A 23684-nucleotide genomic window follows, 5' to 3' on the forward strand; every position below is an offset into this window, starting at 1 on the left:
GTAGTATATGCGAATTGGATTATTTACAGATACTTATTTCCCACAGGTTTCTGGTGTTGCAACCAGTATTCGAACCTTAAAAACAGAGCTTGAAAAGCAAGGGCATGCAGTCTTTATCTTCACGACAACCGATAAGGATGTCAATCGTTATGAAGACTGGCAGATTATCCGTATTCCAAGTGTTCCTTTCTTTGCTTTTAAAGACCGTCGTTTCGCTTACCGTGGATTTACCAAAGCTCTTGAGATTGCGAAACAATACAAACTCGATATTATTCATACCCAGACTGAGTTTTCTCTTGGTTTATTGGGAATATGGATTGCACGAGAATTGAAAATCCCAGTCATTCATACGTATCATACCCAGTACGAGGATTATGTTCACTATATTGCTAAGGGGATGTTGATTCGTCCAGGTATGGTCAAGTATCTTGTGAGAGGATTTCTTCATGACGTTGATGGGGTCATTTGTCCAAGTGAAATTGTGCGCGACCTTTTATCTGACTATAAGGTAAAAGTTGAAAAGCGTGTCATTCCTACTGGAATTGAACTTGCCAAATTTGAACGCCCTGAGATTGGTCTCGAACACATTAGTGACTTACGGGATAAACTAGGGATCCAACAAGATGAAAAGATGCTTCTAAGTCTTTCTCGTGTTTCGTACGAGAAGAACATTCAAGCAGTTCTAGCAGCTTTACCAGATGTCCTAAAAGAAGAACCAAATGTTAAACTGGTTGTAGCTGGAGATGGACCTTATTTAGACAACCTTAAGGAGCAAGCAGAAGATTTAAAAATTCAAGATTCTGTTATCTTTACAGGTATGATTCCGCCAAATGAGACGGCACTCTTTTATAAGGCAGCTGATTTCTTCATATCGGCTTCTACAAGTGAGACTCAGGGATTAACTTATCTTGAAAGTTTAGCTAGTAAGACACCTGTTATTGCCCATGGTAATCCTTATTTGGATAATCTCATCAGTGATAAAATGTTCGGAACCCTTTATTATGAGGAAAGGGACTTGGCAGGAGCGATTCTTGAAGCCTTACTTGTTACACCGTCAATGGATGAAAAACACTTGGCTGAAAAATTATATGAAATTTCTGCTGAGAATTTTGCTAGAAGAGTCCATGAATTTTATCTAGACGTCATTATTTCAAATAATTTTGCTAAAGAAATAGGGGCTGACGAACCTGTTACAAAACGTATTTTAAAGACAGTCTTCTATATCCCGCAACAGGCTGTTACTATGCCAGTTAAAGGTTCGAAGCGTATGCTTAAGGCATCTAGAAAACAATTAAGAAATTTAAGAAAATATATAAATGATTAATCGAATCAAAGAAAGGAAATAAAAATATGCAAAAGAAATTTATGAGAAGTGGTAGAGATCAAAAAATCGGTGGTGTATGCGCTGGTTTAGCATATTATTTTGATATCGACCCTACAATCGTACGTGTTATTTGGGGAGTTTTAGCTTTTTGTTATGGTGCTGGACTTATTGCTTACTTAATCTTGTGGGCAATCGCTCCTGTATCAGATGAATATTAAGAACAGAGTATTATAGTAAAGGAGAAAACATGGCATTCGGTGATAATGGTAAACGTAAAAAAACATTCTTTGAAAAACTTACAATGTTTGTAGTATTAGTAATGTTATTTGTAACATTGGCAGGTATCTTTGCTACTGCCATTGGTGTATTTAGCAGATTCTAAAAAGTTAATCATTTTATTGTTTGGCAATAAGTTGGGTGACTGGGATTTCCCAGCCCTTTTTGAAGTGAGAAGAGAATATGAGTATGTTTTTAGATACAGCCAAGATTAAAGTAAAGGCTGGTAATGGTGGCGATGGCATGGTTGCCTTTCGTCGTGAAAAATACGTCCCTAATGGTGGACCATGGGGCGGTGATGGAGGACGTGGTGGTAACGTTGTTTTCGTTGTAGACGAAGGTTTACGTACCCTTATGGACTTCCGTTACAATCGTCATTTCAAAGCCCAATCTGGCGAGAAGGGAATGACCAAAGGGATGCACGGTAGAGGGGCAGAAGACTTGATTGTCCGTGTGCCTCAAGGAACAACCGTGCGTGACGCTGAAACAGGAAAAATTATTACAGATTTGATTGAGAATGGGCAAGAATTCATTGTGGCCCACGGTGGTCGTGGTGGTCGAGGAAATATCCGTTTTGCAACACCAAAAAATCCTGCACCAGAAATCTCAGAAAATGGAGAACCAGGTCAGGAACGTGAATTACAGTTAGAACTTAAAATTCTTGCGGATGTTGGCTTAGTTGGCTTCCCATCTGTCGGTAAATCAACACTCCTTAGCGTGATTACCTCTGCTAAGCCAAAAATTGGTGCCTACCACTTTACGACAATTGTTCCAAATCTTGGTATGGTTTGTACCCAGTCCGGTGAATCCTTTGCCGTTGCAGACCTTCCTGGATTGATTGAAGGTGCTAGCCAAGGTGTTGGACTAGGAACTCAGTTCTTGCGCCATATCGAGCGTACTCGTGTTATCCTACATATCATTGATATGTCAGCTAGCGAAGGACGTGATCCTTACGAGGACTATCTAGCAATCAATAAGGAACTTGAATCTTACAATCTTCGTCTGATGGAGCGTCCACAGATTATTGTTGCCAATAAAATGGATATGCCTGAGAGTCAAGAAAACCTTGAAGAATTCAAGAAAAAATTGGCTGCTAATTATGATGAATTTGAAGAATTACCACCAATCTTCCCAATTTCAGGTTTGACTAAGCAAGGACTTGCACCGCTATTAGACGCAACGGCTGAGCTTCTTGATAAAACGCCAGAATTCCTTCTTTATGACGAATCAGAAATGGAAGAAGAGGCTTACTATGGCTTCGATGAAGAAGAAAAACCATTTGAGATTGGTCGTGACGATGATGCAACATGGGTTCTTTCAGGTGAAAAACTCATGAAACTCTTTAATATGACTAACTTTGACCGTGATGAGTCTGTCATGAAGTTTGCTCGTCAGTTGCGTGGTATGGGTGTTGATGAAGCTCTTCGTGCTCGTGGCGCTAAGGACGGCGACCTTGTCCGTATTGGAAAATTTGAGTTTGAATTTGTAGACTAGGAGATAGCTATGGGTGATAAACCAATATCTTTCCGAGATGCTGATGGAAATTTTGTTTCTGCAGCAGACGTCTGGAATGAAAAGAAATTAGAAGAACTTTTTAATCGCCTCAATCCCAATCGTTCATTGAGACTTGCGAGAATGAAAAAACAAGCCGAAGAAAAAAAATAAGAATAAAAGAACCCGTGATAAACTTATCACGGGTTTTCTGATTCACTAACTACTGTTGATAGGGAATTTCTAGACTAGACTTAGCAAGGTCTACAGTTAATTGATAATCTGTATTGTCACGAACAGTAATTTCAAAGTCAGTAGTATAAAGAACGAGACGGAGGGTATCGCCCTCTTTTAGTTTGTAAATTGTTGGTTGCAATTCAAATTGGAATTCCATCCATTTATCTGGTTTAACTTCTTCAATTTTTAATAAATCATGACGATTTTGGAGGTTGAGATAGCCTTTGGTGATGACGCGCTGAGCATTTGGGCTAAATGGTAGCTCACAGAGATTGTCTAACATGTGATAACGACCATTATCTAGTGTTCGACCGTATAAGACTCCTGGATATGGTTGAAGGTATTTCTTTTGACCAAGTTCGAGAAGTTGAGCAGAGAGAAGGCCTTTATTGGTACTTGACTTGAGACGAAGGTTTAGTTTAACACGACCATTGATATGAAGATCTTCAGTCACTGGAAGATCAATGGTAATCTGATTCACCTTGCCTTGATAGAGTTCATTATTAAAGGTTTGGTAGGTTTTTCCAAAACGTTCGAAGTCAGAATCTTGGTAATGATTTTCAATGACAGCTTCTTCAGTACCTAAAGAGAAAGTTTTATGTTCAGTTTGATTTCCAAAATCTTCAAGTGACAGCCAGGTTTGAGGAGCAGTGTTGTCTTGCCACACGACTTTTGGAAGTTGGTGGTCAGTCTCTTGACCCAATAATTTTTGTGTCAAAAGAGCGTTCATAGACTCCCGAAAATCAATCGACTGCCAGTTGTTCATATAAACGTGAGCGCCATTATGATAAAAGAGGTGTTTTTTAATATGGCTTGGAAGAGCATTGAACATTTGATAGACATGAAGTGGTTTCACATTCCAGTCTTGAGAACCGTGGGTAAAGACAACCTCGGCTTTAACTTTCTGGGCGTTGAGTAGATAGTTTCTGTCATGCCAAAATTGGTTATAGTCCCCAGTTTTACGGTCTAGATTTTTCTTAAGTTCTTCTATGGATGCTTTATGAGCCTCGTTTCCACGAATAAAGTCACCAGCTAAGAGATTGCGAGAATAAGTTAATTCATCTAATGAATCGAAGTCTTCTCCAGGATAGCCGCCTGGGCTTGTCACAAGACCATTTTCACGGTAATAGTTGTACCATGATGAGATACCTGCTTCTGCAATAATAACCTCTAAACCATCAACTCCTGTGCTAGCAATACCGTTAGACATTGTTCCTAGGTAAGAAAGTCCTGTAGTCGCGACTTTACCGTTTGACCAATCAGCTTTTACATGACGTTTACGACTATGATCCGTAAAAGCACGACAACGACCATTTAGCCAATCGATAACATTCTTATAAGCTTCAACTTGACGGTAATCTCCATTGGTCATTAAACCTTGTGAATCTTTGGTACCAAGACCTGATACGTAGATATTGGCAAATCCTCTTGGAAGGAAGTAATCATTAAGTGTGTAGCTGCTATTGATATGAGTGAGCTTTTCTTCAGCTTCTGGAACTAGTTCAGCTTCTACAACTGGTTCAACTAGGTCTAATGTCGGTTGCTCTAGTGAAATTTCATGTGGTTCCTTGACTGCTAGCTCAGCTTCCATCTTGTAAAGAGCCTTATCGCTTGCTTTGTCATTGGTTCCTTGATGATATGGACTTGCTGTCATAACAGCTGGAATCTTTCCATTGTAAGCTGGACGAATGACATTTACCTTAATAAGATCAGGAAGTCCATCTCTATCAGAATCAACACGAGTCTCTACATAAACTACTTCACGAATGACATTGTTTGCAGAGAAGGTTGCCAAACTCTTGCCATTGAAGTAGTGATAGTTATTGTCCTCAGAAATGAGTCCATCACTAACTAACTGATCAATTAAGGTATTTCCTTTTTTAGTGCGTGTATTTAGAAGTTGATAGAGATTGTCGATTAAATCTCCGTAAACAATCGGAAACGCTGTTTCTTTGTGAAAAGCAAGACCATCTTCAAAGTCTACTAAGTAACTGAATCCAAGCAATTGAAAGGCAACAGTGTAGAAAATTTCTGCTGTCAATTCACGGTCTGAATTAAAGAAAGTAAGCAAATCAGTTTCTTTATCAACTGCTAAAGTAGTGAGGGGATATTCCGTATTTTTGTAATTAAAAAAACAAGTTCTAACAAATGCTTCAAACTGTTCTTTTGCTGAAGTTGATTTATCAAACTTGAAGCCCAGTTCAGATAATTCTTGCAGAGCTTCTTGGTTTGTAACGGAATAATAACTAAATTGATTAAAACGCATGGATCTCTCCTTTTAAAGAATCATTCAAGAGTCATTATATCAAAAAATCATAGAAAATAACAGAAAGAGTAGAGATATGACTTATAGTCAGACATGATAAGAGAGCCAATTCTAAAACAAGGACAATTTTCATTTTTTGAGTATCCTCTAAGGTTATGCTATACTAGATATATGTTAGATTTGGAGAAATACGGTGTGACCATGTGGGAAGAGGAGAAAATTCTCTCTTTCCGTCAAAAACTGTTAGCCTGGTATGATGAAAATAGACGAGATTTACCTTGGAGAAGAAGCAAAAATCCTTACCATATCTGGGTATCTGAAATCATGTTGCAGCAGACAAGAGTTGATACAGTTATTCCCTATTACGAACGTTTTTTAGAAAGATTTCCAATTGTAGAGAGTTTAGCAACTGCACCTGAAGAAGACTTATTAAAGGCGTGGGAAGGTCTCGGATATTATTCGCGTGTTCGCAATATGCAAGCAGCAGCTCAGCAGATTATGAACGAATTTAATGGAGAGTTTCCATCAACTTACGAAGGTATTTCAAGTTTGAAGGGGATTGGTCCTTATACGGCGGGTGCTATTTCAAGTATTGCCTTTAATCTTCCACAACCTGCAGTAGATGGGAATGTCATGCGTGTTTTAGCTCGCCTTTTTGAAGTGAATCATGATATTGGAAATCCTTCAAATCGCAAGATATTTCAAGCAATGATGGAAATCTTAATTGATCCAAATCGTCCAGGTGATTTTAATCAGGCTTTGATGGATTTAGGTTCTGATATTGAAGCGCCGGTCAATCCTAGGCCTCAAGATAGTCCAATTAAGGAATTTAGCGCAGCTTATCAGCACGGGACTATGGATCGCTATCCCATTAAAGCGCCAAAGAAAAAGCCCGTTCCCATTTATCTAAATGCCTTAGTTGTTCAAAATGCTAAAGGACAGTTTTTACTAGAAAAGAATGAAAGTGAAAAGTTACTCGCTGGATTTTGGCATTTCCCCTTGATTGAGGTAGATGAATTTTCAAAAGACGAAGAAGAGTTAAATCTCTTTAATCAGGTTTCCGAAGCATCACTGCAATTCGGTCCATCACCTCAAGACAGTTTTGAGCAGGATTATGATTTAGAGGTTGACTGGCAGGATACTCATTTTGAAGAAGTGAAACATGTCTTTAGTCATCGAAAGTGGCATGTACGAATCCTATCCGGGCAAGTAGTTGATAGCAAAGAATATTGTGATAAAGAGGTAGTTTGGTTAACTCCTGAAGAGTTTGACCTCTACCCACTTGCAAAACCTCAGCAAAAAATTTGGCAAGAGTATTCAAAAAGATGCTGACAACACTAGTCTTTCGTGTCTTCTTTGCATTTTTTTGGTATAATTGATACAAGGAAAAAGGTGACTATATGAAAAAAATATTGATTGTAGATGATGAAAAACCAATCTCAGATATTATTAAGTTTAATATGACCAAGGAAGGCTATGAAGTGATTACAGCCTTTAATGGACGCGAAGCAATTGAGCTGTTCGAAGCTGAAAAACCAGATATTATTATCTTGGATTTGATGCTCCCAGAGATTGATGGTCTTGAAGTGGCTAAAACAATTCGCAAGACAAGCAGTGTTCCAATTATCATGCTTTCAGCAAAAGATAGTGAGTTTGATAAGGTTATTGGTCTTGAGCTTGGGGCGGATGATTATGTGACTAAGCCATTTTCAAATCGTGAGCTACAAGCGCGTGTTAAGGCTCTTCTTCGTCGTACGGAGTTAGTAGCAGTAGATAACCAAGAGGAAGATACTAAATTACAAAGTCTTCAAATTGGAGATTTAGAGATTCTTCCAGATGCTTATGTAGCCAAAAAATATGGAGAAGAATTGGACCTAACTCACAGAGAGTTTGAGTTGTTGCATCACTTAGCTTCTCATCTTAGTCAAGTTATTACCCGTGAACATCTCCTTGAGACTGTTTGGGGCTATGACTATTTTGGTGATGTTCGTACTGTCGATGTTACCATTAGACGTCTACGTGAGAAGATTGAAGATACACCAAGTAGACCTGAATATATCTTAACTCGTCGTGGTGTGGGTTATTATATGAGAAATAATGATTGATATAATTAAACAAACAATTTTAACCAGAGATTTCGTCTTTGTACTCATATTAATTGGTTTTATCATGCTTGTTAGCTTTCTCTTGCTTGAAGGCCGTAGAGATAATATTCGACTCAAACAGTTAAATCAAAAGATTAAAGATTTAATTGCTGGTGATTATTCTCAGGTATTAGATATGCAGGGGAATACTGAAATCACTAACATTACGAATAACTTAAATGATTTGTCTGAAGTTATTCGTCTAACTCAAGAAAACCTTGAGCAGGAAAGTAAAAGATTGCATAGTATCCTGTCATATATGACAGATGGGGTTCTTGCAACCAATCGTCGTGGTCAAATCACTATGATTAATGATATGGCTAAAAGACAACTTGGGATCGAAAGTGATGATGCGCTCAATCAGAACATTTTAGAGTTGCTCAAGATTGAAGATGAGTATGAACTGAGAGACTTGATTACTCAAAGTCCTGAATTGATGATTTATTCCCAAAATGTAAATGGGGAGTACGTCAGCTTGCGTGTGCGTTTTGCCTTGATTCGTAGAGAATCTGGCTTTATCTCTGGTTTGGTAGCAGTCCTACATGATACGACTGAACAAGAGAAAGAAGAACGCGAGAGAAGACTATTCGTTTCAAATGTTAGTCATGAATTGCGAACTCCTTTGACCAGTGTAAAATCTTACCTAGAAGCCTTGGATGAGGGTGCATTATATGAACCTGTTGCTCCTGATTTTATCAAAGTATCTCTAAATGAGACTAACCGCATGATGCGAATGGTAACGGACCTCTTGCATCTTTCGCGCATTGATAATGCAACCGGTCATTTGGATGTTGAGTTGATTAACTTCACAGCATTCATCACATTTATCCTTAATCGTTTCGACAAGATGCGAACGCAGGATGAAGAAAAAAAATACGAGTTGGTTCGGGATTATCCGATTACATCGGTCTGGATTGAAATTGATACAGATAAGATGACTCAGGTAATTGATAATATTTTAAATAATGCTATCAAATATTCTCCAGATGGTGGTAAAATTACAGTTAGTATGAAAACCACAGATGACCAGATGATTTTATCAATTTCGGATCAAGGACTTGGAATTCCTAAAGAAGATTTACCGAAGATTTTTGACCGTTTCTACAGGGTTGATAAGGCTAGAAGTCGTGCCCAAGGTGGGACTGGTTTAGGTCTTGCAATAGCAAAAGAAATCATCAAACAACACAATGGTTTTATCTGGGCCAAGAGTGAATATGGCAAGGGTTCAACCTTTACCATTGTTCTTCCTTATGATAATGATGCTGTAAAAGAAGAAGTATGGGAGGATGAAGTAGAAGACTAGAATGAGTGAAACAGGCTTTAAATATAGTATTTTAGCATCGGGTTCTAGTGGAAATTCCTTTTATCTAGAAACCCCTAAGAAAAAGATTTTAGTAGATGCCGGCTTATCTGGCAAAAAAATTACAAGCTTATTGGGTGAAATCAATCGTAAACCAGAAGATTTGGATGCTATTTTGATTACGCATGAGCATGCTGACCATATTCACGGTGTCGGAGTTTTAGCCCGTAAGTATGGCATGGATCTTTACGCCAATGATAAAACCTGGCAAGCTATGGAAAATAGTAAGTATCTAGGTAAAGTTGACTCTTCACAAAAGCATATCTTTGAAATGGGGAAAACTAAAACATTTGGAGATATCGACATTGAGAGTTTTGGAGTTAGCCATGATGCAGTTGCTCCCCAATTCTACCGTTTTATGAAGGATGACAAGAGCTTTGTTATGCTGACGGATACAGGTTATGTCAGTGACCGTATGGCTGGCATTGTCGAGAATGCAGATGGCTACTTGATTGAATCTAATCACGATGTCGAGATTCTGAGAGCTGGATCTTATGCTTGGCGACTCAAGCAAAGGATTCTGTCTGATCTTGGTCACCTCTCAAATGAAGATGGAGCCGATGCCATGATTCGCACACTAGGTAATCGCACCAAGAAGATTTACCTAGGACATTTATCTAAAGAGAATAATATCAAGGAGCTAGCTCACATGACCATGGTCAATCAGTTAGCGCAAGCAGACCTAGGAGTAGGAGTGGACTTTCAAGTTTACGATACATCTCCTGATACTGCAACACCACTGTCAGATATATAAAAAAGAAGGTCTATTGCCTTCTTTTTTTAATGATTTTTACAATCCAGCGAATTCTTTGATTTCTTGAGCCGACATTGAAGAGTCACAGCGGACTTTGATTTGTCCATTTGAAATATGAACGAATCCTGGTACAGTTGGAATTTCATAGCGTGAACGGAAATCTCGCAAAGCTTCAAGTTGACTTGGTTCTTCACTATTAATGAAATAGATGTGAGCTTTAGTTTCAGTAACCACGCCTGCTAATGTTGTAGCAAATTTTCGGCAGTAAGGACAAGTTTTACGCCCGATAAAGAATGTTGCAGTTTCTTTTTTATCAAGAGCTTCTTGAGCACGAGCAACAGTTGTCACTTCAAGATCTTTAATATTTTCTAAAAATTGTTCCATGAGTTTACCTCTTTTTCATTGATAAATCTAGTATGCCATAAAGTCTTTAAAAATGCTTAGATTTGATACGAAAAAGGGAGTGGGACAGAACGAATTTTGACTAAAAATCGTTCGTTGTCCCACCCCCGCAAGGCTGATTAGATCATCTTTGGAGCTTAAAAGTCGAACAAAGATGCCAATCAGCTACTGCGTCTTGCTGTTATAACTTATAAGAGGCTGGATGCTCTATGCCCAGCCTCTTTATGTTTCTTACCTTACAAAAGCATTGATTTCAGCTTCGATGTTTGCGATCTTAGTTTGTGAATCTTCGTTAGTTTCACCTACAACTGCAATGTAAAACTTGATTTTTGGTTCTGTTCCTGAAGGGCGAACAGCAATCCATGAACCGTCAGCAAGTGTGTATTTCAAAACATCACTTGGAGGAGTTGTCAAGTTTGTAACAGTTCCGTCAGCAGCAGTAGCAGTTTGAGCCTTGAAGTCTTCAACGACAGCGATGGCAGTTCCATTGAACTCTTTTGGACCGTTTTCACGGAATTTCGCCATAATGGCTTTGATTTGCTCAGCCCCGTCAACACCAGAAAGAGTAACAGAGATTGTCTTTTCAGCATAGTAGCCGTACTCTTTGTAGATTTCTTCGATACCGTCAGCAAGTGTCAAACCACGAGAGCGGTAGTAGGCTGCAAGTTCAGCAACAACAAGGACAGCTTGGATAGCGTCTTTATCACGTACGAATGGTTTGATCAAGTAACCGAAGCTTTCTTCAAATCCCATCATGTAAGTGTGATTGTGTTTTTCTTCAAATTCTTGGATTTTTTCAGCGATAAATTTGAAACCAGTCAAGACGTTAAACATGGTTGCGCCGTAGCTTTCAGCAATCTTAGTTACCAAGTCAGTTGAAACAATTGATTTGCAAAGGGCTGCATTTTCTGGAAGGGTTCCAGCGTTTTTGTGGGCTTCCAAGATGTACTTAGCCATGATAGCACCGATTTGGTTACCTGAAAGGTTAAGGTAGCTGCCATCTTTTTGAAGGACTTCAACACCGACACGGTCTGCGTCAGGGTCAGTTGCGACAAGAACATCTGCACCAACTTGACGACCAAGTTCTTCAGCAAGGGCAAAGGCCGCTTGGTTTTCTGGGTTTGGAGATTTAACAGTAGAGAAATCTGGATCTGGAATTGCTTGAGCTTCAACGACTTGTACTGAATCAAATCCTGCTTGAGCAAGAGCACGACGAGCCAACATTTCCCCAGTACCGTGAAGTGGAGTGTAGACAATCTTCATGTCTTTACCAAATTCTTCAATCAAAGTAGGGTTAATGTTCACATCTTTAACTTCTTTGAGATATTCTGCATCGATTGATTCACCAATAACTTCAATCAAACCAGATGCTTTTTCAGCCTCAACATCAGCGACTTCCACAGCAAATGGATTTTCGATCGCACGGATATAAGTAGTCAAAGCGTCTGCATCGTGTGGAGGCATTTGGCCACCATCTTCACCGTAAACCTTGTATCCGTTAAATGGAGCTGGGTTGTGACTAGCTGTAATCATGATTCCTGCAAAACAGTTGAGGTGACGAACAGCAAATGAAAGTTCTGGAGTTGGACGGAGACTTTCAAAGACATATGATTTAATACCGTGTTTTGCAAGAACTGCTGCTGATTCAAAGGCAAATTCTGGAGAGAAGTGACGGCTATCATAAGCGATGGCAACACCACGATCTTTTTCGTTTCCACCTTTTGATTCGATTAAACGAGCCAAACCTTCAGTTGCTTGGCGAACAACATAGATATTAATGCGGTTTGTACCAGCACCAATCAAACCACGCATACCAGCAGTACCAAATTCAAGGTTTGTGTAAAAGGCGTCTTCCTTTGTTTTTTCATCCATGCTTTCCAAATCACGACGAAGGTAATCTGGTAGGTCAGCGAAATCAGCCCATTTTTGGAAGTTTTCTTGGTAAGTCATAAGATTTCTCCTTTAATATATAATCTAATCGCCTTCATTATACCACTATTTAAAGTTTTAGTAAAACGTTAGCGTGGCTCAGTTATTTGAATTTAAGTTTCATTTTAATCATAGAATGAGTAGATATTTATTATATTTAAAAATTTACAATATTTTTAAAGCGATTTCCTGTTTCTGGTTTGAAAATTTTTGACTGTATGGTACAATATAATAAATAAAAAAAGGAGATTTTCTATTATGAAAAAGGTTCTTAAGCATTCTGCTTTAGTTTTGACTGCTTTAGCATTGGTAGCTTGTGGAAATAGTAAGAAAGCAAGTGACAATGGTACTGCATCTAACTCAAACTTTGAAGTTTCTGTTAAAGACGGTATGTATGTCTTACCAAAAGATGAAGATTCATCATCACACTATCTTGCTCTTCAAGTAGAAATTAAAAACAATCGTGATAAACAGTTTAGTTTTACCAGCCAAGATATCACACTTTATAACGAAAAAGATGAAAAAGTTGAACCAATTCAAATTTATGAATCTGACAGTAAAACAAAATTCATGTCATACGGAGATAGCCTCTCTAAAGGCAAGAGTGTTGCTGGTTATGTAGTTTATGAAGTTGATAAAGATGCTAAGTATGAACTTCACTTTGCGCCAAGCTTTTACGATGATGTAAAAGAAAATAAAAAAGGTAAAAATGACGTAGCTATCAAGGTTGACCCAAGCCAATACGAAGACACTATTGATGAAGCCAAAGAAGCTATGAAAAAATATGTTGATGCTGTTTACCTAGATGGTGAAAACACTGGTGGTGCATCAAACGTAAGCTTTACTAATGATAAAACTCAAATCGTCGCGCTTGAAGATAAAAAATCAGACAACAAGAAATCAGACGATAAGAAATCTGAAGAAAAGAAAGATGGTAATAAGTCTGAAGACAAAAAATCAGATGACAAAAAATCTTCAAGCGACTCTGATGTGATCACAAATGACGTGAAGGCTGATAGAGAAGAATTTATCAAGAAATTCATCGAGTCATTTGGTAAAGGATTCTACAACTACAAGCCTTCTGATTCTGAACTTCGTACATTTGCAGAAGCGTACATCAAAGCAAATGCAAAACGAGCAAAAGTTGATTACAAAGTAAAAACTTACTTGCCAGACTATGCAGTTATCTATGTAAGACCTGAAACAATCGATTTGGATAACTTGAATGTTCATGAATTGAGCCGTAAATTCTATGAAGAAAACAAAGGTAAATACAGCAACTACTCAGAAGCTATGAAAGCTGGTGAGAAGTACATTTTAGAAAATGCACCAAGTCAATTTGATTCAACTCCTCTTGATACTAGCGATAATATGCAAAAAGAAGGTTACGAAATCAAGATGACTAAGAAAGATGGTAAATGGACAATCGACACATCTTCTAAGAACTATAACTTAAAAGATATGGCACGTACATTCCGTGGTGGTATCGGTTATTAAAATTTAAAAGTTCGAGTTTAAAGCTCGAACTTTTTTATTGGAATTGTGAAAAACGGAAAAAGATAGTAAAATAGTTACATGATTATTTTACAAGCTAATAAAATCGAACGTTCTTTTGCAGGCGATGTTCTATTTGAAAATATTAATCTACAAGTAGATGAAAGAGATCGTATTGCTCTCGTTGGGAAAAATGGAGCAGGTAAGTCGACACTATTAAAGATATTAGTCGGGGAAGAAGAGCCAACTTCTGGTGAGATTAATAAGAAAAAAGACATTTCCCTTTCTTACTTAGCACAGGATAGTCGATTTGAATCAGAAAATACTATCTATGACGAAATGCTTCACGTCTTTGACGACTTACGTACTACAGAGAAACAGCTTCGCCAAATGGAACTGGAGATGGGGGAAAAGACAGGTGCAGATCTCGATAAGATCATGTCAGACTACGATCGTCTATCTGAAGAATTCCGTCAGGCTGGAGGATTTACCTATGAAGCCGATATTCGCTCCATTTTAAATGGTTTTAAGTTTGACGAGTCTATGTGGCATATGCGAATCGCTGAGCTTTCTGGAGGGCAAAATACACGATTAGCGCTAGCCAAAATGCTCCTTGAAAAGCCAAATCTCTTGGTTTTGGATGAGCCAACCAACCACCTGGATATTGAAACGATTGCTTGGCTAGAAAACTACCTTGTAAACTATAGCGGTGCTCTCATTATCGTCAGTCACGACCGATATTTTTTGGATAAGGTAGCAACAATTACCTTGGACTTAACCAAACATTCTTTAGATAGATACGTAGGGAACTACTCAAGCTTTGTGAATCAGAAAGAACAGAAGTTACTGACTGAAGCTAAGAACTACGAAAAGCAACAGAAGGAAATTGCTGCTTTAGAAGACTTTGTTAACCGAAATCTCGTTCGAGCATCGACAACCAAGCGTGCCCAATCTAGACGTAAACAACTGGAAAAGATGGAGCGTTTAGACAAGCCTGAAGCTGGGAATAAATCAGCTAATATGACCTTCCATTCTGATAAAGTATCTGGTAATGTCGTTTTGACAGTTGAAAATGCTGCTATTGGCTATGATGGGGAAATCTTATCTGAACCGATCAACCTGGACCTTCGTAAGATGAATGCTGTTGCAATAGTTGGTCCTAATGGTATCGGGAAGACAACCTTTATCAAGTCTATTGTTGATCAGCTTCCTTTTATAAAGGGTGAGAAACGTTTCGGTGCAAATGTTGAAGTTGGCTACTATGATCAAACTCAAAGTAAGTTGACACCAAGCAATACAGTTTTAGATGAACTTTGGAATGATTTCAAATTAACGCCAGAAGTAGAAATCCGTAATCGCTTGGGGGCATTCCTTTTCTCAGGGGACGATGTCAAGAAATCAGTTGGCATGCTTTCAGGTGGAGAAAAAGCTCGCTTGTTGCTGGCTAAACTGTCCATGGAAAACAATAACTTTCTGATACTTGATGAGCCGACAAACCACTTGGATATCGATAGCAAGGAAGTCTTGGAAAATGCCCTGATTGACTTTGATGGGACTTTACTCTTTGTCAGTCATGACCGTTATTTTATCAACCGAGTAGCAACTCATGTTCTTGAATTATCTGAAAATGGCTCAACCCTCTATCTTGGTGATTATGACTATTATGTCGAAAAGAAAGCAGAGATAGAAGTTAGCAAAGTAGTGGCAACGTTAGTTGATAGCAATAAAAATGAAGAAACTCCAGTTAATGATTACCAAGCACAAAAAGAAAGTCAAAAAGAACTTCGTAAGTTAATGAGACAAATCGAAAACCTAGAGGCAGAAATCGAAGAATTAGAAAATCAAGCCCAAGCTATTTCTGAACAAATGCATACAACCAATGATGCGGATGAACTCATGCAATTGCAAGCTGAACTAGATAAGATTAGTCAGCGCCAGGAAGAAGCTATGCTTGAGTGGGAAGAATTGTCGGAGCAGGTGTAAGATGGAAAATCTTGGAAAAGTTTTTCGTGAATTTCGAATCAGTAAAAATTATTCTCTAAAAGAAGCTGCAGGAGATGCCTGTTCGACCTCCCAATTATCCCGCTTTGAATTGGGGGAGTCGGATCTGGCTACATCTCGTTTCTTTGAAATATTAGATAATATTCACGTGACGATTGAGAATTTTATGGATAAGACTAGAAATTTTCAACATCACAAGCATGTCGGATTGATGGCTCAGATTATTCCACTTTACTACTCAAATGATATTGCAGGTTTTCAAAAACTTCAAGAAGAACAACTTGAAAAGGCTAAGAGTTCAACAAATCCCCTCTATTTTGAGCTGAACTGGATTTTGTTACAAGGTTTGATTTGTCAAAGAGATGCTAGCTTCACTATGAAGCAAGGTGATCTGGATAAGGTAGCAGATTATCTTTTCCAAACAGATGAATGGACCATGTATGAGTTGATCCTCTTTGGCAATCTCTATAGCTTTTATGATGTGGAATATGTTACTCGGCTTGGTAGAGAAGTGATGGAAAGGGAGGATTTCTACAAAGAAATTGGACGCCATCGAAAACTGGTCTTGATTTTAGCCCTTAATTGTTACCAGCATTGTTTAGAACATCTTGCTTTTGAAAATGCCAACTACTTTGAAGCTTATATAGAGAAGATCATAGGTAAGAGCATCAAACTCTATGAGCGTAATGTTTTCCACTTTCTTAAAGGCTTTGCCCTTTATCAGAAGGGGCAAAAAAAAGAAGGTTGTAAGCAAATGCAGGAAGCAATGCATATTTTTGACCTGCTTGATCTTCCAGAGCAGGTAGCTTACTATCAGGAACATTACGATAAATTTGTAAAAAATTAATTTCCCAAATAAGGGAAAAATGAGAAACTCCTTCAAGTTTTGATACAATAGTTTCAAAATTTGAGAGGAGTTTTTATGAATCGATACGCAGTACAGTTAATTAGTTGTGGAGCTATAAACAAGATAGGAAATATGCTCTATGATTATGGAAATAGCGTCTGGTTGGCATCGATGGGAACGATTGGGCAAACTGTTCTAGGGATTTATCAGATTTCAGAACTCGTTACATCCATTCTAGTCAATCCTTTTGGTGGAGTGATTTCAGATCGTTTTTCCCGTCGCAAGATTTTGATGACAACAGACTTGGTTTGTGGAATTCTTTGTCTGGCTATTTCTTTTATAAGGAACGACAGCTGGATGATTGGAGCTTTGATCTTTGCTAATATTGTTCAAGCCATTGCCTTTGCATTTTCTCGAACTGCCAATAAAGCTATTATCACAGAAGTTGTAGAAAAAAACGAGATAGTGACTTACAATTCACGCTTAGAGTTAGTTTTGCAGGTAGTTAGTGTTAGTTCTCCTGTGGTTTCTTTCCTTGTTTTACAATTTGCAAGTCTCCATCTGACGCTCTTATTAGATGCTTTGACCTTTTTCATCGCTTTTGCCCTAGTGTCTTTACTTCCCAAAGAAGAACCAAAGGTTCAAGAGCAGAAGAGTTTTACAGGGAAAGATATTTTTGCAGATATCAAAGATGGCTTGCACTATATCTGGCATCAAAAAGAAATTTTCTTTCTCTTGTTAGTGGCTTCCAGTGTGAATTTCTTTTTTGCAGCTTTTGAGTTTTTGCTCCCTTTTTCAAATAAACTCTATGGTGTAGAAGGAGCCTATGCAACTATCTTAACCATGGGTGCAATTGGCTCAATCATCGGAGCACTGATAGCCAATAAATTTAAATCGAGTATGAATACACTTTTGTTCTTATTGATCCTCACAGGAGTAGGAGTTTTCATGATGGGCTTACCACTGCCTAATTTTCTTACTTTTTCAGGAAACCTAGTTTGTGAACTCTTTATGACAATTTTTAATATTCACTTTTTCACTCAGGTACAGATCAAGGTTGATGGAGACTATCTGGGGAGGGTATTGAGTACCATTTTTACACTGGCAATTCTCTTTATGCCGGTTGCGAAAGGTTTGATGACATTTCTACCAAGTGTGCAATTAGTTTCCTTTTTAATCATCGGACTTGGAGTTATTTTACTTTCGTTGGTATCAATGATCTATATTCAAAGACAAGATTAATATAGAAAAAAGCAACGTAAACCGTTGCTTTTTCGTTTATATCTATCCACCCTGAGGGAATCGAACCCCCATCTCAAGAACCGGAATCTTACGTGATATCCATTACACTAAGGGTGGAAACTTCCCTCATTATATCAAAAAAGATGGTGTAACTCAAGAGTCATCTAAACATTAATTTTCCCAATAAAAAAGGATTTAGACAATATCTAAATCCTTTTAAATGTTTATTTTTTTTCAAGAAGTGCTTTGATTTCTTGAAGAACTTCCAATTCAGTTGGACCAGCTGGAGCTTCTTCAGCAACTTCCTCTTTCTTACGAAGGTTTTGAGCTTTCTCAATAACTTTAATCATGAAGAAGAGAACAGTACCAATTACAACAAAGTTAATAACAGCGCTCAAGAATTTACCATATGTAACACCATTCCAAGCAAGCTCAGCAATGTTTTGTACATGCGCAGCTTCCAAGGCTGGGTTCAATAGAAGTGGAGTGATGATATCATTAACAAATGAATTGATGATAGCACCAAAAGCAGTGGCGATGATCACACCGACAGCAAGGTCAACGACGTTGCCACGGAGCAAGAAATCTTTAAGATCCTTTAACATAATCTTTTTCCTTTCGAAATTTTTCAGTCTAAATTATATCGTAAATCTATGTTGAATGCAAGAAAAGCGCTCATTTATTTTTAAAAACAAAAAGCTTGCTAAATAGGTAATTTAAAACAACAATTGTAACTTGAGCAAACCCTATTTCAATTGTGTTAATTATATTAATATCATCACCTACAAATTGACCAATAATATGAGGAAATTCAGTGACAAAGATAAAGGTTAATACCATATCAAGTAAGAAGGTAAAAAGTCTAGCTCCTGAGAATTTGATAAGACGTCTAAACCAATTTGCTCGTTTTTGTTTAAAAACAATAGTGTCATTCGTGAAGAAAGCAAATAGGATACCGGTTATATTACCTAGAGCAGTAGCTGTTAATTCTTGCTGTGTCAAGTAAAAAATAATCATGCGAGTCCCTACAGAAACAACAGTAGTAGCAACGCCGAAAAATAAATAAGACAAAATTTCATTATCGAAGAATTTTTTAATGTATCTTTTCATAAGATTAGTATAGCATAAAGCCTTTAAATGTGCTATACTAATAAAGTTGACTTGTTCAACCCTTGGTGCTTAGCTTCTTTCACCAAGCATATTAAACGCGGGGGAGCCGCTAAAGGAGAAAACATGAAAAAACTTACTGTCCGCGATTTGGCTGACATTGCCATTGTCGCAGCTATTTATGTGGTTTTGACTATCACACCACCACTCAATGCTATCAGCTACGGTGCTTACCAATTCCGTATTTCTGAAATGATGAATTTCCTAGCTTTTTATAATCCTAAGTACATTATCGGTGTTACGCTTGGATGTATGATTGCTAATTTCTTCAGTTTTGGACTCATTGATGTCGCTGTTGGTGGCGGCTCAACACTCGTCTTCCTAAGTTTAGGAGTTTTGTTGTTTAGCAAATACAGTAAAGACTATCTATTTAATGGATTGATTCGTAAAGATCATTTCTTCTTTTCAATTCTTTTTTCAATTTCAATGGTAACAATTGCTGCTGAATTATCAATTGTAGCTGAAGCACCATTCTTCTTTACATGGTTTACTACTGGTATCGGGGAATTCGCATCACTAATTGTCGGAGCAATTATCATTGGTAAAATTGGTCAACGTATTGATTTGACTAGATAAAGATATCTTATCAACAATTCGTAAAAAAGGCTGAACTTTGTTCAGCCTTTTTTCTTTGTCTATAAACCTAGCCTTTCAACAAAAGTGGTATAATAAAGAAAAAAGGAATTATTTTAATATGTATGGTTATCGTATTTCAGTTTTTGAAGTCCTTTGGAAAAATCAGGTCATTAGATTTTTGTTAATTTTTTTAGCACTATTTTATTTCTATCTTTTTTTCCAAAGAGTTAAGACATCTTTAAAAAGTGGTGGGAGTATGTTGGATCCTTTTCATATTGCAAAGGGAAGATTATACATTCACACGATTATTCTTTTTAGAAAAAGGATTGTTCCTCTAGCTGAAATTAGACAGATTGATATTGATTACGTTCGAGGGAGAAGAATGAATGGGGACAGGTATCATCTGTACTTTACAAGGAAAGATGGAAAATCTTTTACTTTTCATTTTGGAAAAAGCAAAAGAAACGAGGAGTTATTGAAAAATCTTGCCAATGTGGCCAAGAAGTGCCATATTAAAATCTATTATTATTATTAAGAGTCGATTGCTAAAATTGGATTGTTGTCACTTGTGACAGTTGTCAAAGCTAGGAGAGTAGCTAATATGAATCAACTACAAGTAATAAGAGAAGATAAACAACTAAGAATTTTATTGATGCAAGAATGCGATATTCTCTTTTATGACCAGTTGAAAGAGGTTGAATTTTCTCAGAACAATGAAGTTTTTTCTCTTTGGCCCATAGCCTTTGCTAAAGACGGTAGTGGGGGAGAATTTGTAATTCTTGAGGATCAGAGTATTGGCTTTATAGGGAGTGAAGGCCAAGTTGGTCGGGTAGCAGAAAGCCTTGATGACTTGCTTACTTTCTTACTTCATGCTGGTTCTATCTCAGACTTTTCCTGTCGGTTACTCTATCAAAACAAGGATTTGTTGTCAAAATTCTGTCAGGGATTTATTAACAAAGCACGAGAAAACTACCAGTCAAAAGGTGAATTGTGGGATAAAGTGAGAGCTGGACTTGCACAAGAGTTGGGACTTGAATTTCAGCCAGAAAAACTGCAAGAGTTAGCCTTCAATTTTTATCAATCAGCGATAAGAACTCCTCTATTCACTTGTAAATATGGTCATGGTGAGGATGAATATCTTTGTGATTCTATCTTGTCAGATATTGTCGGTTTATGGGTTTCAGATCTTGTTGGAATGAGTAGAGAAAAAATCATGGACTTTGGCAACTAATTCATTTCTAGCATGGATAAGAGTTTCCATATCTTACTTTAATAATCCCAAATAAGAAAAAATCTTTATTTTCTTAAAGTTTTTTATATTATAATAGTAACAGAAAATTTTTAGGAGTTTTTATGAGTTCTTCAGAGTTCGTTTTGAAGATAGATTATTATTGTCGTAAGAAGGAAAGTCTTTTTAATCAAAGCAAGTTCAAATATGCTATCCGTTCAATGTTTGCAGGTGCTTTTTTAACCTTATCCTAACTTCAATCTTAGTCAAGGATGCGTCTGCAAAACTTTGGATTATATTGTCAGCAATTTCTATGTGTGTATTTTTATCAAACGAGCACATTGCTGCAAATTTTGCGTCATTTAGTATTGTTAAATTTAGCATTGTTTCTAATTAAGTTCAGCATTTCGAAATCGCAAATATTCTCCGTCATTGGGGTGTCACCTTTGTTGCTAACTTAATAGGTGGTGGTTTCTTGATTGGATTACCATATGCCTTTTTAAATAAAAATGAAGAGACTTATGTAGACTAAAAATTATCAAATGAAGTGGGGAGAAATGCTAGGTTTCTCTCTTTTATTTTAGTTAAAAATATATTAATTATAATAAATAGTTCTAGAAGTTCAGGAATTGTTTTCAGTGATATTAGAAGTCTAAAACCTTAAAACTACAAGAGTGTAAACGATTCCGATAATTTTAAAAAATATTAGTGATTGATTTAGGAAAGCCTTCCCATTATATCGATTTTATGTTATAATATTCACAAATAAAAGTTTTAGGAGTTTATATGGTCTCATCAGAATTTATTTCAAAAATCGAATTTGCTTGTAAGAAAAAGGAAAGTCTTTATTCGAATAGTAAATTTAAGTATGCGATTCGTTCAATGTTTGCAGGTGCTTTCCTTACCTTCAGTACAGCAGCAGGAGCTGTAGGTGCTGATTTGATCAATAAGATTGCACCAGGTAGTGGACGTTTCCTCTTCCCATTTGTTTTCGCTTGGGGGTTGGCTTACATTGTCTTCTTGAATACTGAATTGGTAACGTCAAACATGATGTTCTTAACAGCGGGTAGTTTTTTGAAAAAAATTAGCTGGAGAAAAACAGCTGAAATTCTTCTATATTGTACTTTCTTTAACTTAATTGGTGCACTTATCGCTGGTTGGGGATTTGCTCATTCAGCAGCTTACGCTAATCTAACACATGATAGCTTTATTTCTGGAGTTGTAGAAATGAAGTTGGGACGCTCTAATGAACTAGTTTTACTTGAAGGTATTCTAGCTAATATCTTTGTAAACATCGCCATTCTTTCATTTGTTTTGGTTAAAGATGGTGGTGCAAAACTTTGGTTGGTTCTATCAGCCATTTACATGTTTGTATTCTTAACAAATGAGCACATCGCCGCAAACTTTGCTTCATTTGCGATTGTGAAGTTCAGTGTTGCTGCTGATTCAATCGCAAACTTCGGTATTGGAAATATTCTTCGTCACTGGGGTGTAACCTTTATTGGTAACTTTATAGGAGGTGGTCTACTGATGGGATTGCCTTATGCCTTCTTAAACAAGAACGAAGATACATACGTAGATTAAAAGTTGGATTGATTCCAACTTTTTCTTTTTGTTTATCCATGCTATAATGAATGTAGTAATGTTAAATACAGAGGAAAATCATGAACGAAATTAAATGTCCAAATTGTGGGGAAGTTTTTACAGTTAATGAAAGCCAATATGCAGAGCTGATTTCTCAAGTTCGAACTGTAGAGTTTGATAAGGAATTGCATGAACGCATGAAGCAAGAGTTGGCCTTGGCTGAGCAAAAAGCCATGAATGAACAGCAGACAAAACTAGCGCAAAAAGACCAAGAAATTGCCCAGTTACAAAACCAGATTCAACAGTTTGATACCGAAAAAGAATTGGCGAAAAAAGAAGTAGAGCAAACCGCTAGCCAAAGTTTGCTAGAGAAAGAAAAAGAAGTTCAAGCACTTGAGAACCAGCTGGCTACCTTACGTTTAGAGCATGAAAACCAACTGCAAAAGACACTGTCTAATCTAGAGAAAGAAAGAGATCAGGTCAAAAATCAGCTTCTTTTACAAGAAAAAGAAAACGAGCTTTCTCTTGCTTCGGTGAAACAAAACTATGAAGCACAGCTCAAGGCGGCTAGTGAGCAGGTTGAGTTTTACAAGAATTTCAAGGCTCAACAATCAACCAAGGCCATTGGGGAAAGTCTGGAGCAGTATGCGGAAAGTGAGTTTAACAAGGTCCGTAGCTTTGCCTTTCCAAACGCTTATTTCGAAAAGGACAACAAGGTTTCTGCTCGTGGGTCTAAAGGAGACTTTATCTTCCGTGATTTTGATGAAAATGGGCTAGAATTCATTTCCATCATGTTTGAGATGAAAAATGAAGCGGATGGAACTGAGAAAAAGCATAAGAATGCCGATTTCTACAAGGAGTTGGACAAGGATCGTCGAGAAAAGAACTGTGAGTATGCCGTATTAGTGACTATGCTTGAAGCTGATAATGACTACTTCAACACAGGGATTGTGGATGTTAGCCACGAGTATGAGAAGATGTACGTCGTTCGTCCTCAGTTCTTTATCCAGTTGATTGGTCTCTTACGCAATGCGGCTCTTAACTCTCTTAAATACAAGCAAGAACTAGCACTTATCCGTGAGCAAAATATTGACATCACCCACTTTGAAGAAGACCTAGACGCCTTCAAGGTTGCCTTTGCTAAAAACTACAATTCAGCATCTGTCAACTTCGGTAAGGCTATTGACGAAATCGACAAGGCCATCAAACGCATGGAAGAGGTCAAGAAATTCTTGACCACATCAGAAAACCAACTCCGCCTCGCAAACAATAAGTTGGATGATGTTTCTGTAAAAAAATTGACTCGGAAGAATCCAACTATGAAAGCGAAATTTGAAGAACTAAGGGGAGAATAGGAGGATC

At 37.5% G+C, this 23684-nt stretch carries 24 protein-coding genes, 1 tRNA gene, 1 pseudogene and 1 riboswitch; of the genes and pseudogenes, 20 read left to right on the forward strand and 6 right to left on the reverse strand.

Annotated features, from left to right (window positions below):
- Window positions 1-7 precede the first annotated feature (7 nt).
- The 5 genes from AC3E9F_RS02710 to AC3E9F_RS02730 all read left to right on the forward strand — a co-directional run bounded on the left by AC3E9F_RS02710 (window position 8) and on the right by AC3E9F_RS02730 (window position 3265).
- Entirely contained in the window at window positions 8-1324 is a 1317-nt protein-coding gene (locus tag AC3E9F_RS02710; RefSeq protein WP_490672779.1) for a glycosyltransferase family 4 protein, read from the forward strand.
- A 26-nt stretch (window positions 1325-1350) separates the two neighbouring features.
- The gene (locus tag AC3E9F_RS02715) at window positions 1351-1542 is read left to right on the forward strand and encodes a PspC domain-containing protein (RefSeq protein ID WP_490672780.1); all 192 of its coding nucleotides are present in this window, start codon (window positions 1351-1353) and stop codon (window positions 1540-1542) included.
- A 29-nt stretch (window positions 1543-1571) separates the two neighbouring features.
- Complete coding sequence (locus AC3E9F_RS02720; RefSeq protein ID WP_045615867.1) at window positions 1572-1706, forward strand: DUF4044 domain-containing protein; 135 nt, start codon at window positions 1572-1574, stop codon at window positions 1704-1706.
- Between the two features lie 77 nt (window positions 1707-1783).
- The gene (obgE, locus tag AC3E9F_RS02725; protein ID WP_263393683.1) at window positions 1784-3094 is read left to right on the forward strand and encodes a GTPase ObgE; all 1311 of its coding nucleotides are present in this window, start codon (window positions 1784-1786) and stop codon (window positions 3092-3094) included.
- 9 nt (window positions 3095-3103) lie between these two features.
- Window positions 3104-3265 (forward strand): hypothetical protein, encoded by a 162-nt coding sequence (locus AC3E9F_RS02730; RefSeq protein ID WP_006148428.1) that lies wholly within the window; start codon window positions 3104-3106, stop codon window positions 3263-3265.
- Between the two features lie 49 nt (window positions 3266-3314).
- Here AC3E9F_RS02730 and AC3E9F_RS02735 read toward each other — a convergent pair whose 3' ends face one another.
- Window positions 3315-5594: a Xaa-Pro dipeptidyl-peptidase gene (locus tag AC3E9F_RS02735; protein ID WP_263393682.1), complete on the reverse strand. Its 2280-nt coding sequence runs from the start codon at window positions 5592-5594 to the stop codon at window positions 3315-3317.
- Window positions 5595-5765: 171 nt separating this feature from the next.
- Here AC3E9F_RS02735 and mutY point away from each other — a divergent pair, with 171 nt between their 5' ends.
- The 4 genes from mutY to AC3E9F_RS02755 all read left to right on the forward strand — a co-directional run bounded on the left by mutY (window position 5766) and on the right by AC3E9F_RS02755 (window position 9852).
- A complete protein-coding gene (gene mutY / locus AC3E9F_RS02740) occupies window positions 5766-6926 on the forward strand; it encodes an A/G-specific adenine glycosylase (protein WP_263393681.1) in 1161 nt (386 codons plus the stop codon).
- A gap of 68 nt (window positions 6927-6994) precedes the next feature.
- Entirely contained in the window at window positions 6995-7699 is a 705-nt protein-coding gene (gene yycF / locus AC3E9F_RS02745) for a response regulator YycF (RefSeq protein ID WP_490672781.1), read from the forward strand.
- A complete protein-coding gene (gene vicK, locus AC3E9F_RS02750; RefSeq protein WP_263393680.1) occupies window positions 7692-9041 on the forward strand; it encodes a cell wall metabolism sensor histidine kinase VicK in 1350 nt (449 codons plus the stop codon). The genes yycF and vicK overlap by 8 nt, the downstream gene beginning before the upstream one ends.
- Window position 9042: 1 nt before the next feature.
- Entirely contained in the window at window positions 9043-9852 is an 810-nt protein-coding gene (locus AC3E9F_RS02755) for an MBL fold metallo-hydrolase (protein WP_263393679.1), read from the forward strand.
- A gap of 36 nt (window positions 9853-9888) precedes the next feature.
- Here the strand turns inward: AC3E9F_RS02755 and AC3E9F_RS02760 are convergent, their stop codons facing one another.
- Window positions 9889-10236, reverse strand: coding sequence for a DUF6568 family protein (locus AC3E9F_RS02760; RefSeq protein ID WP_263393678.1), 348 nt, complete (start codon window positions 10234-10236; stop codon window positions 9889-9891).
- A gap of 249 nt (window positions 10237-10485) precedes the next feature.
- A complete protein-coding gene (locus AC3E9F_RS02765) occupies window positions 10486-12204 on the reverse strand; it encodes a phospho-sugar mutase (protein ID WP_263393677.1) in 1719 nt (572 codons plus the stop codon).
- Window positions 12205-12441: 237 nt separating this feature from the next.
- Here AC3E9F_RS02765 and AC3E9F_RS02770 point away from each other — a divergent pair, with 237 nt between their 5' ends.
- The 4 genes from AC3E9F_RS02770 to AC3E9F_RS02785 all read left to right on the forward strand — a co-directional run bounded on the left by AC3E9F_RS02770 (window position 12442) and on the right by AC3E9F_RS02785 (window position 17767).
- Window positions 12442-13680 carry a DUF4352 domain-containing protein gene (locus AC3E9F_RS02770; RefSeq protein WP_263393676.1) on the forward strand — a complete coding sequence of 413 codons (1239 nt, stop codon included), beginning with the start codon at window positions 12442-12444 and terminating at the stop codon, window positions 13678-13680.
- A 78-nt stretch (window positions 13681-13758) separates the two neighbouring features.
- The gene (locus tag AC3E9F_RS02775) at window positions 13759-15660 is read left to right on the forward strand and encodes an ABC transporter ATP-binding protein (RefSeq protein WP_263393675.1); all 1902 of its coding nucleotides are present in this window, start codon (window positions 13759-13761) and stop codon (window positions 15658-15660) included.
- Window position 15661: 1 nt separating this feature from the next.
- Window positions 15662-16525: an XRE/MutR family transcriptional regulator gene (locus AC3E9F_RS02780; RefSeq protein WP_490672782.1), complete on the forward strand. Its 864-nt coding sequence runs from the start codon at window positions 15662-15664 to the stop codon at window positions 16523-16525.
- A gap of 75 nt (window positions 16526-16600) precedes the next feature.
- Window positions 16601-17767 (forward strand): MFS transporter, encoded by a 1167-nt coding sequence (locus AC3E9F_RS02785; protein ID WP_490672783.1) that lies wholly within the window; start codon window positions 16601-16603, stop codon window positions 17765-17767.
- A 45-nt stretch (window positions 17768-17812) separates the two neighbouring features.
- Here AC3E9F_RS02785 and AC3E9F_RS02790 read toward each other — a convergent pair.
- The 3 genes from AC3E9F_RS02790 to AC3E9F_RS02800 form a co-directional block, all read right to left on the reverse strand.
- Window positions 17813-17884 (reverse strand) — tRNA-Arg (locus AC3E9F_RS02790).
- Between the two features lie 107 nt (window positions 17885-17991).
- A complete protein-coding gene (gene mscL, locus AC3E9F_RS02795; protein WP_247921584.1) occupies window positions 17992-18372 on the reverse strand; it encodes a large conductance mechanosensitive channel protein MscL in 381 nt (126 codons plus the stop codon).
- Window positions 18373-18442: 70 nt separating this feature from the next.
- On the reverse strand, window positions 18443-18877 hold the full coding sequence (locus AC3E9F_RS02800; protein WP_263393672.1) for a GtrA family protein: 435 nt from the start codon (window positions 18875-18877) through the stop codon (window positions 18443-18445).
- Between the two features lie 28 nt (window positions 18878-18905).
- Window positions 18906-19003: riboswitch (PreQ1 riboswitch) on the forward strand.
- Between AC3E9F_RS02800 and AC3E9F_RS02805 the strand changes: the two genes are divergently transcribed.
- The 7 genes and pseudogenes from AC3E9F_RS02805 (at window position 19001) to AC3E9F_RS02835 (ending at window position 23677) form a co-directional block, all read left to right on the forward strand.
- Window positions 19001-19510 carry a QueT transporter family protein gene (locus AC3E9F_RS02805; protein ID WP_214261998.1) on the forward strand — a complete coding sequence of 170 codons (510 nt, stop codon included), beginning with the start codon at window positions 19001-19003 and terminating at the stop codon, window positions 19508-19510. It overlaps the preceding riboswitch by 3 nt.
- Window positions 19511-19628: 118 nt before the next feature.
- The gene (locus AC3E9F_RS02810; RefSeq protein WP_075228357.1) at window positions 19629-20045 is read left to right on the forward strand and encodes a hypothetical protein; all 417 of its coding nucleotides are present in this window, start codon (window positions 19629-19631) and stop codon (window positions 20043-20045) included.
- 66 nt (window positions 20046-20111) lie between these two features.
- Window positions 20112-20741 carry a hypothetical protein gene (locus tag AC3E9F_RS02815; protein WP_263393671.1) on the forward strand — a complete coding sequence of 210 codons (630 nt, stop codon included), beginning with the start codon at window positions 20112-20114 and terminating at the stop codon, window positions 20739-20741.
- 122 nt (window positions 20742-20863) lie between these two features.
- Entirely contained in the window at window positions 20864-20992 is a 129-nt protein-coding gene (locus tag AC3E9F_RS02820; protein WP_490672784.1) for a hypothetical protein, read from the forward strand.
- Window positions 20974-21270, forward strand: a pseudogene (locus AC3E9F_RS02825) (formate/nitrite transporter family protein); the annotation flags it as partial. The gene AC3E9F_RS02820 and the pseudogene AC3E9F_RS02825, both read left to right, overlap by 19 nt.
- 254 nt (window positions 21271-21524) lie before the next feature.
- Window positions 21525-22322, forward strand: coding sequence for a formate/nitrite transporter family protein (locus AC3E9F_RS02830; RefSeq protein ID WP_263393670.1), 798 nt, complete (start codon window positions 21525-21527; stop codon window positions 22320-22322).
- A gap of 80 nt (window positions 22323-22402) precedes the next feature.
- Window positions 22403-23677 carry a DUF2130 domain-containing protein gene (locus AC3E9F_RS02835; protein WP_263393669.1) on the forward strand — a complete coding sequence of 425 codons (1275 nt, stop codon included), beginning with the start codon at window positions 22403-22405 and terminating at the stop codon, window positions 23675-23677.
- Window positions 23678-23684: the final 7 nt, after the last annotated feature.

This window comes from Streptococcus sp. SCPM-O-B-15277 (M60), assembly GCF_058200335.1.

Coding starts and splice junctions, on each gene's coding strand:
- AC3E9F_RS02710 (WP_490672779.1), top strand. CDS start 8: ATGCGAATTGGATTATTTACAGATACTTATTTCCCACAGGTTTCTGGT.
- AC3E9F_RS02715 (WP_490672780.1), top strand. CDS start 1,351: ATGCAAAAGAAATTTATGAGAAGTGGTAGAGATCAAAAAATCGGTGGT.
- AC3E9F_RS02720 (WP_045615867.1), top strand. CDS start 1,572: ATGGCATTCGGTGATAATGGTAAACGTAAAAAAACATTCTTTGAAAAA.
- obgE (WP_263393683.1), top strand. CDS start 1,784: ATGAGTATGTTTTTAGATACAGCCAAGATTAAAGTAAAGGCTGGTAAT.
- AC3E9F_RS02730 (WP_006148428.1), top strand. CDS start 3,104: ATGGGTGATAAACCAATATCTTTCCGAGATGCTGATGGAAATTTTGTT.
- AC3E9F_RS02735 (WP_263393682.1), bottom strand. CDS start 5,594: ATGCGTTTTAATCAATTTAGTTATTATTCCGTTACAAACCAAGAAGCT.
- mutY (WP_263393681.1), top strand. CDS start 5,766: ATGTTAGATTTGGAGAAATACGGTGTGACCATGTGGGAAGAGGAGAAA.
- yycF (WP_490672781.1), top strand. CDS start 6,995: ATGAAAAAAATATTGATTGTAGATGATGAAAAACCAATCTCAGATATT.
- vicK (WP_263393680.1), top strand. CDS start 7,692: ATGATTGATATAATTAAACAAACAATTTTAACCAGAGATTTCGTCTTT.
- AC3E9F_RS02755 (WP_263393679.1), top strand. CDS start 9,043: ATGAGTGAAACAGGCTTTAAATATAGTATTTTAGCATCGGGTTCTAGT.
- AC3E9F_RS02760 (WP_263393678.1), bottom strand. CDS start 10,236: ATGGAACAATTTTTAGAAAATATTAAAGATCTTGAAGTGACAACTGTT.
- AC3E9F_RS02765 (WP_263393677.1), bottom strand. CDS start 12,204: ATGACTTACCAAGAAAACTTCCAAAAATGGGCTGATTTCGCTGACCTA.
- AC3E9F_RS02770 (WP_263393676.1), top strand. CDS start 12,442: ATGAAAAAGGTTCTTAAGCATTCTGCTTTAGTTTTGACTGCTTTAGCA.
- AC3E9F_RS02775 (WP_263393675.1), top strand. CDS start 13,759: ATGATTATTTTACAAGCTAATAAAATCGAACGTTCTTTTGCAGGCGAT.
- AC3E9F_RS02780 (WP_490672782.1), top strand. CDS start 15,662: ATGGAAAATCTTGGAAAAGTTTTTCGTGAATTTCGAATCAGTAAAAAT.
- AC3E9F_RS02785 (WP_490672783.1), top strand. CDS start 16,601: ATGAATCGATACGCAGTACAGTTAATTAGTTGTGGAGCTATAAACAAG.
- mscL (WP_247921584.1), bottom strand. CDS start 18,372: ATGTTAAAGGATCTTAAAGATTTCTTGCTCCGTGGCAACGTCGTTGAC.
- AC3E9F_RS02800 (WP_263393672.1), bottom strand. CDS start 18,877: ATGAAAAGATACATTAAAAAATTCTTCGATAATGAAATTTTGTCTTAT.
- AC3E9F_RS02805 (WP_214261998.1), top strand. CDS start 19,001: ATGAAAAAACTTACTGTCCGCGATTTGGCTGACATTGCCATTGTCGCA.
- AC3E9F_RS02810 (WP_075228357.1), top strand. CDS start 19,629: ATGTATGGTTATCGTATTTCAGTTTTTGAAGTCCTTTGGAAAAATCAG.
- AC3E9F_RS02815 (WP_263393671.1), top strand. CDS start 20,112: ATGAATCAACTACAAGTAATAAGAGAAGATAAACAACTAAGAATTTTA.
- AC3E9F_RS02820 (WP_490672784.1), top strand. CDS start 20,864: ATGAGTTCTTCAGAGTTCGTTTTGAAGATAGATTATTATTGTCGTAAG.
- AC3E9F_RS02830 (WP_263393670.1), top strand. CDS start 21,525: ATGGTCTCATCAGAATTTATTTCAAAAATCGAATTTGCTTGTAAGAAA.
- AC3E9F_RS02835 (WP_263393669.1), top strand. CDS start 22,403: ATGAACGAAATTAAATGTCCAAATTGTGGGGAAGTTTTTACAGTTAAT.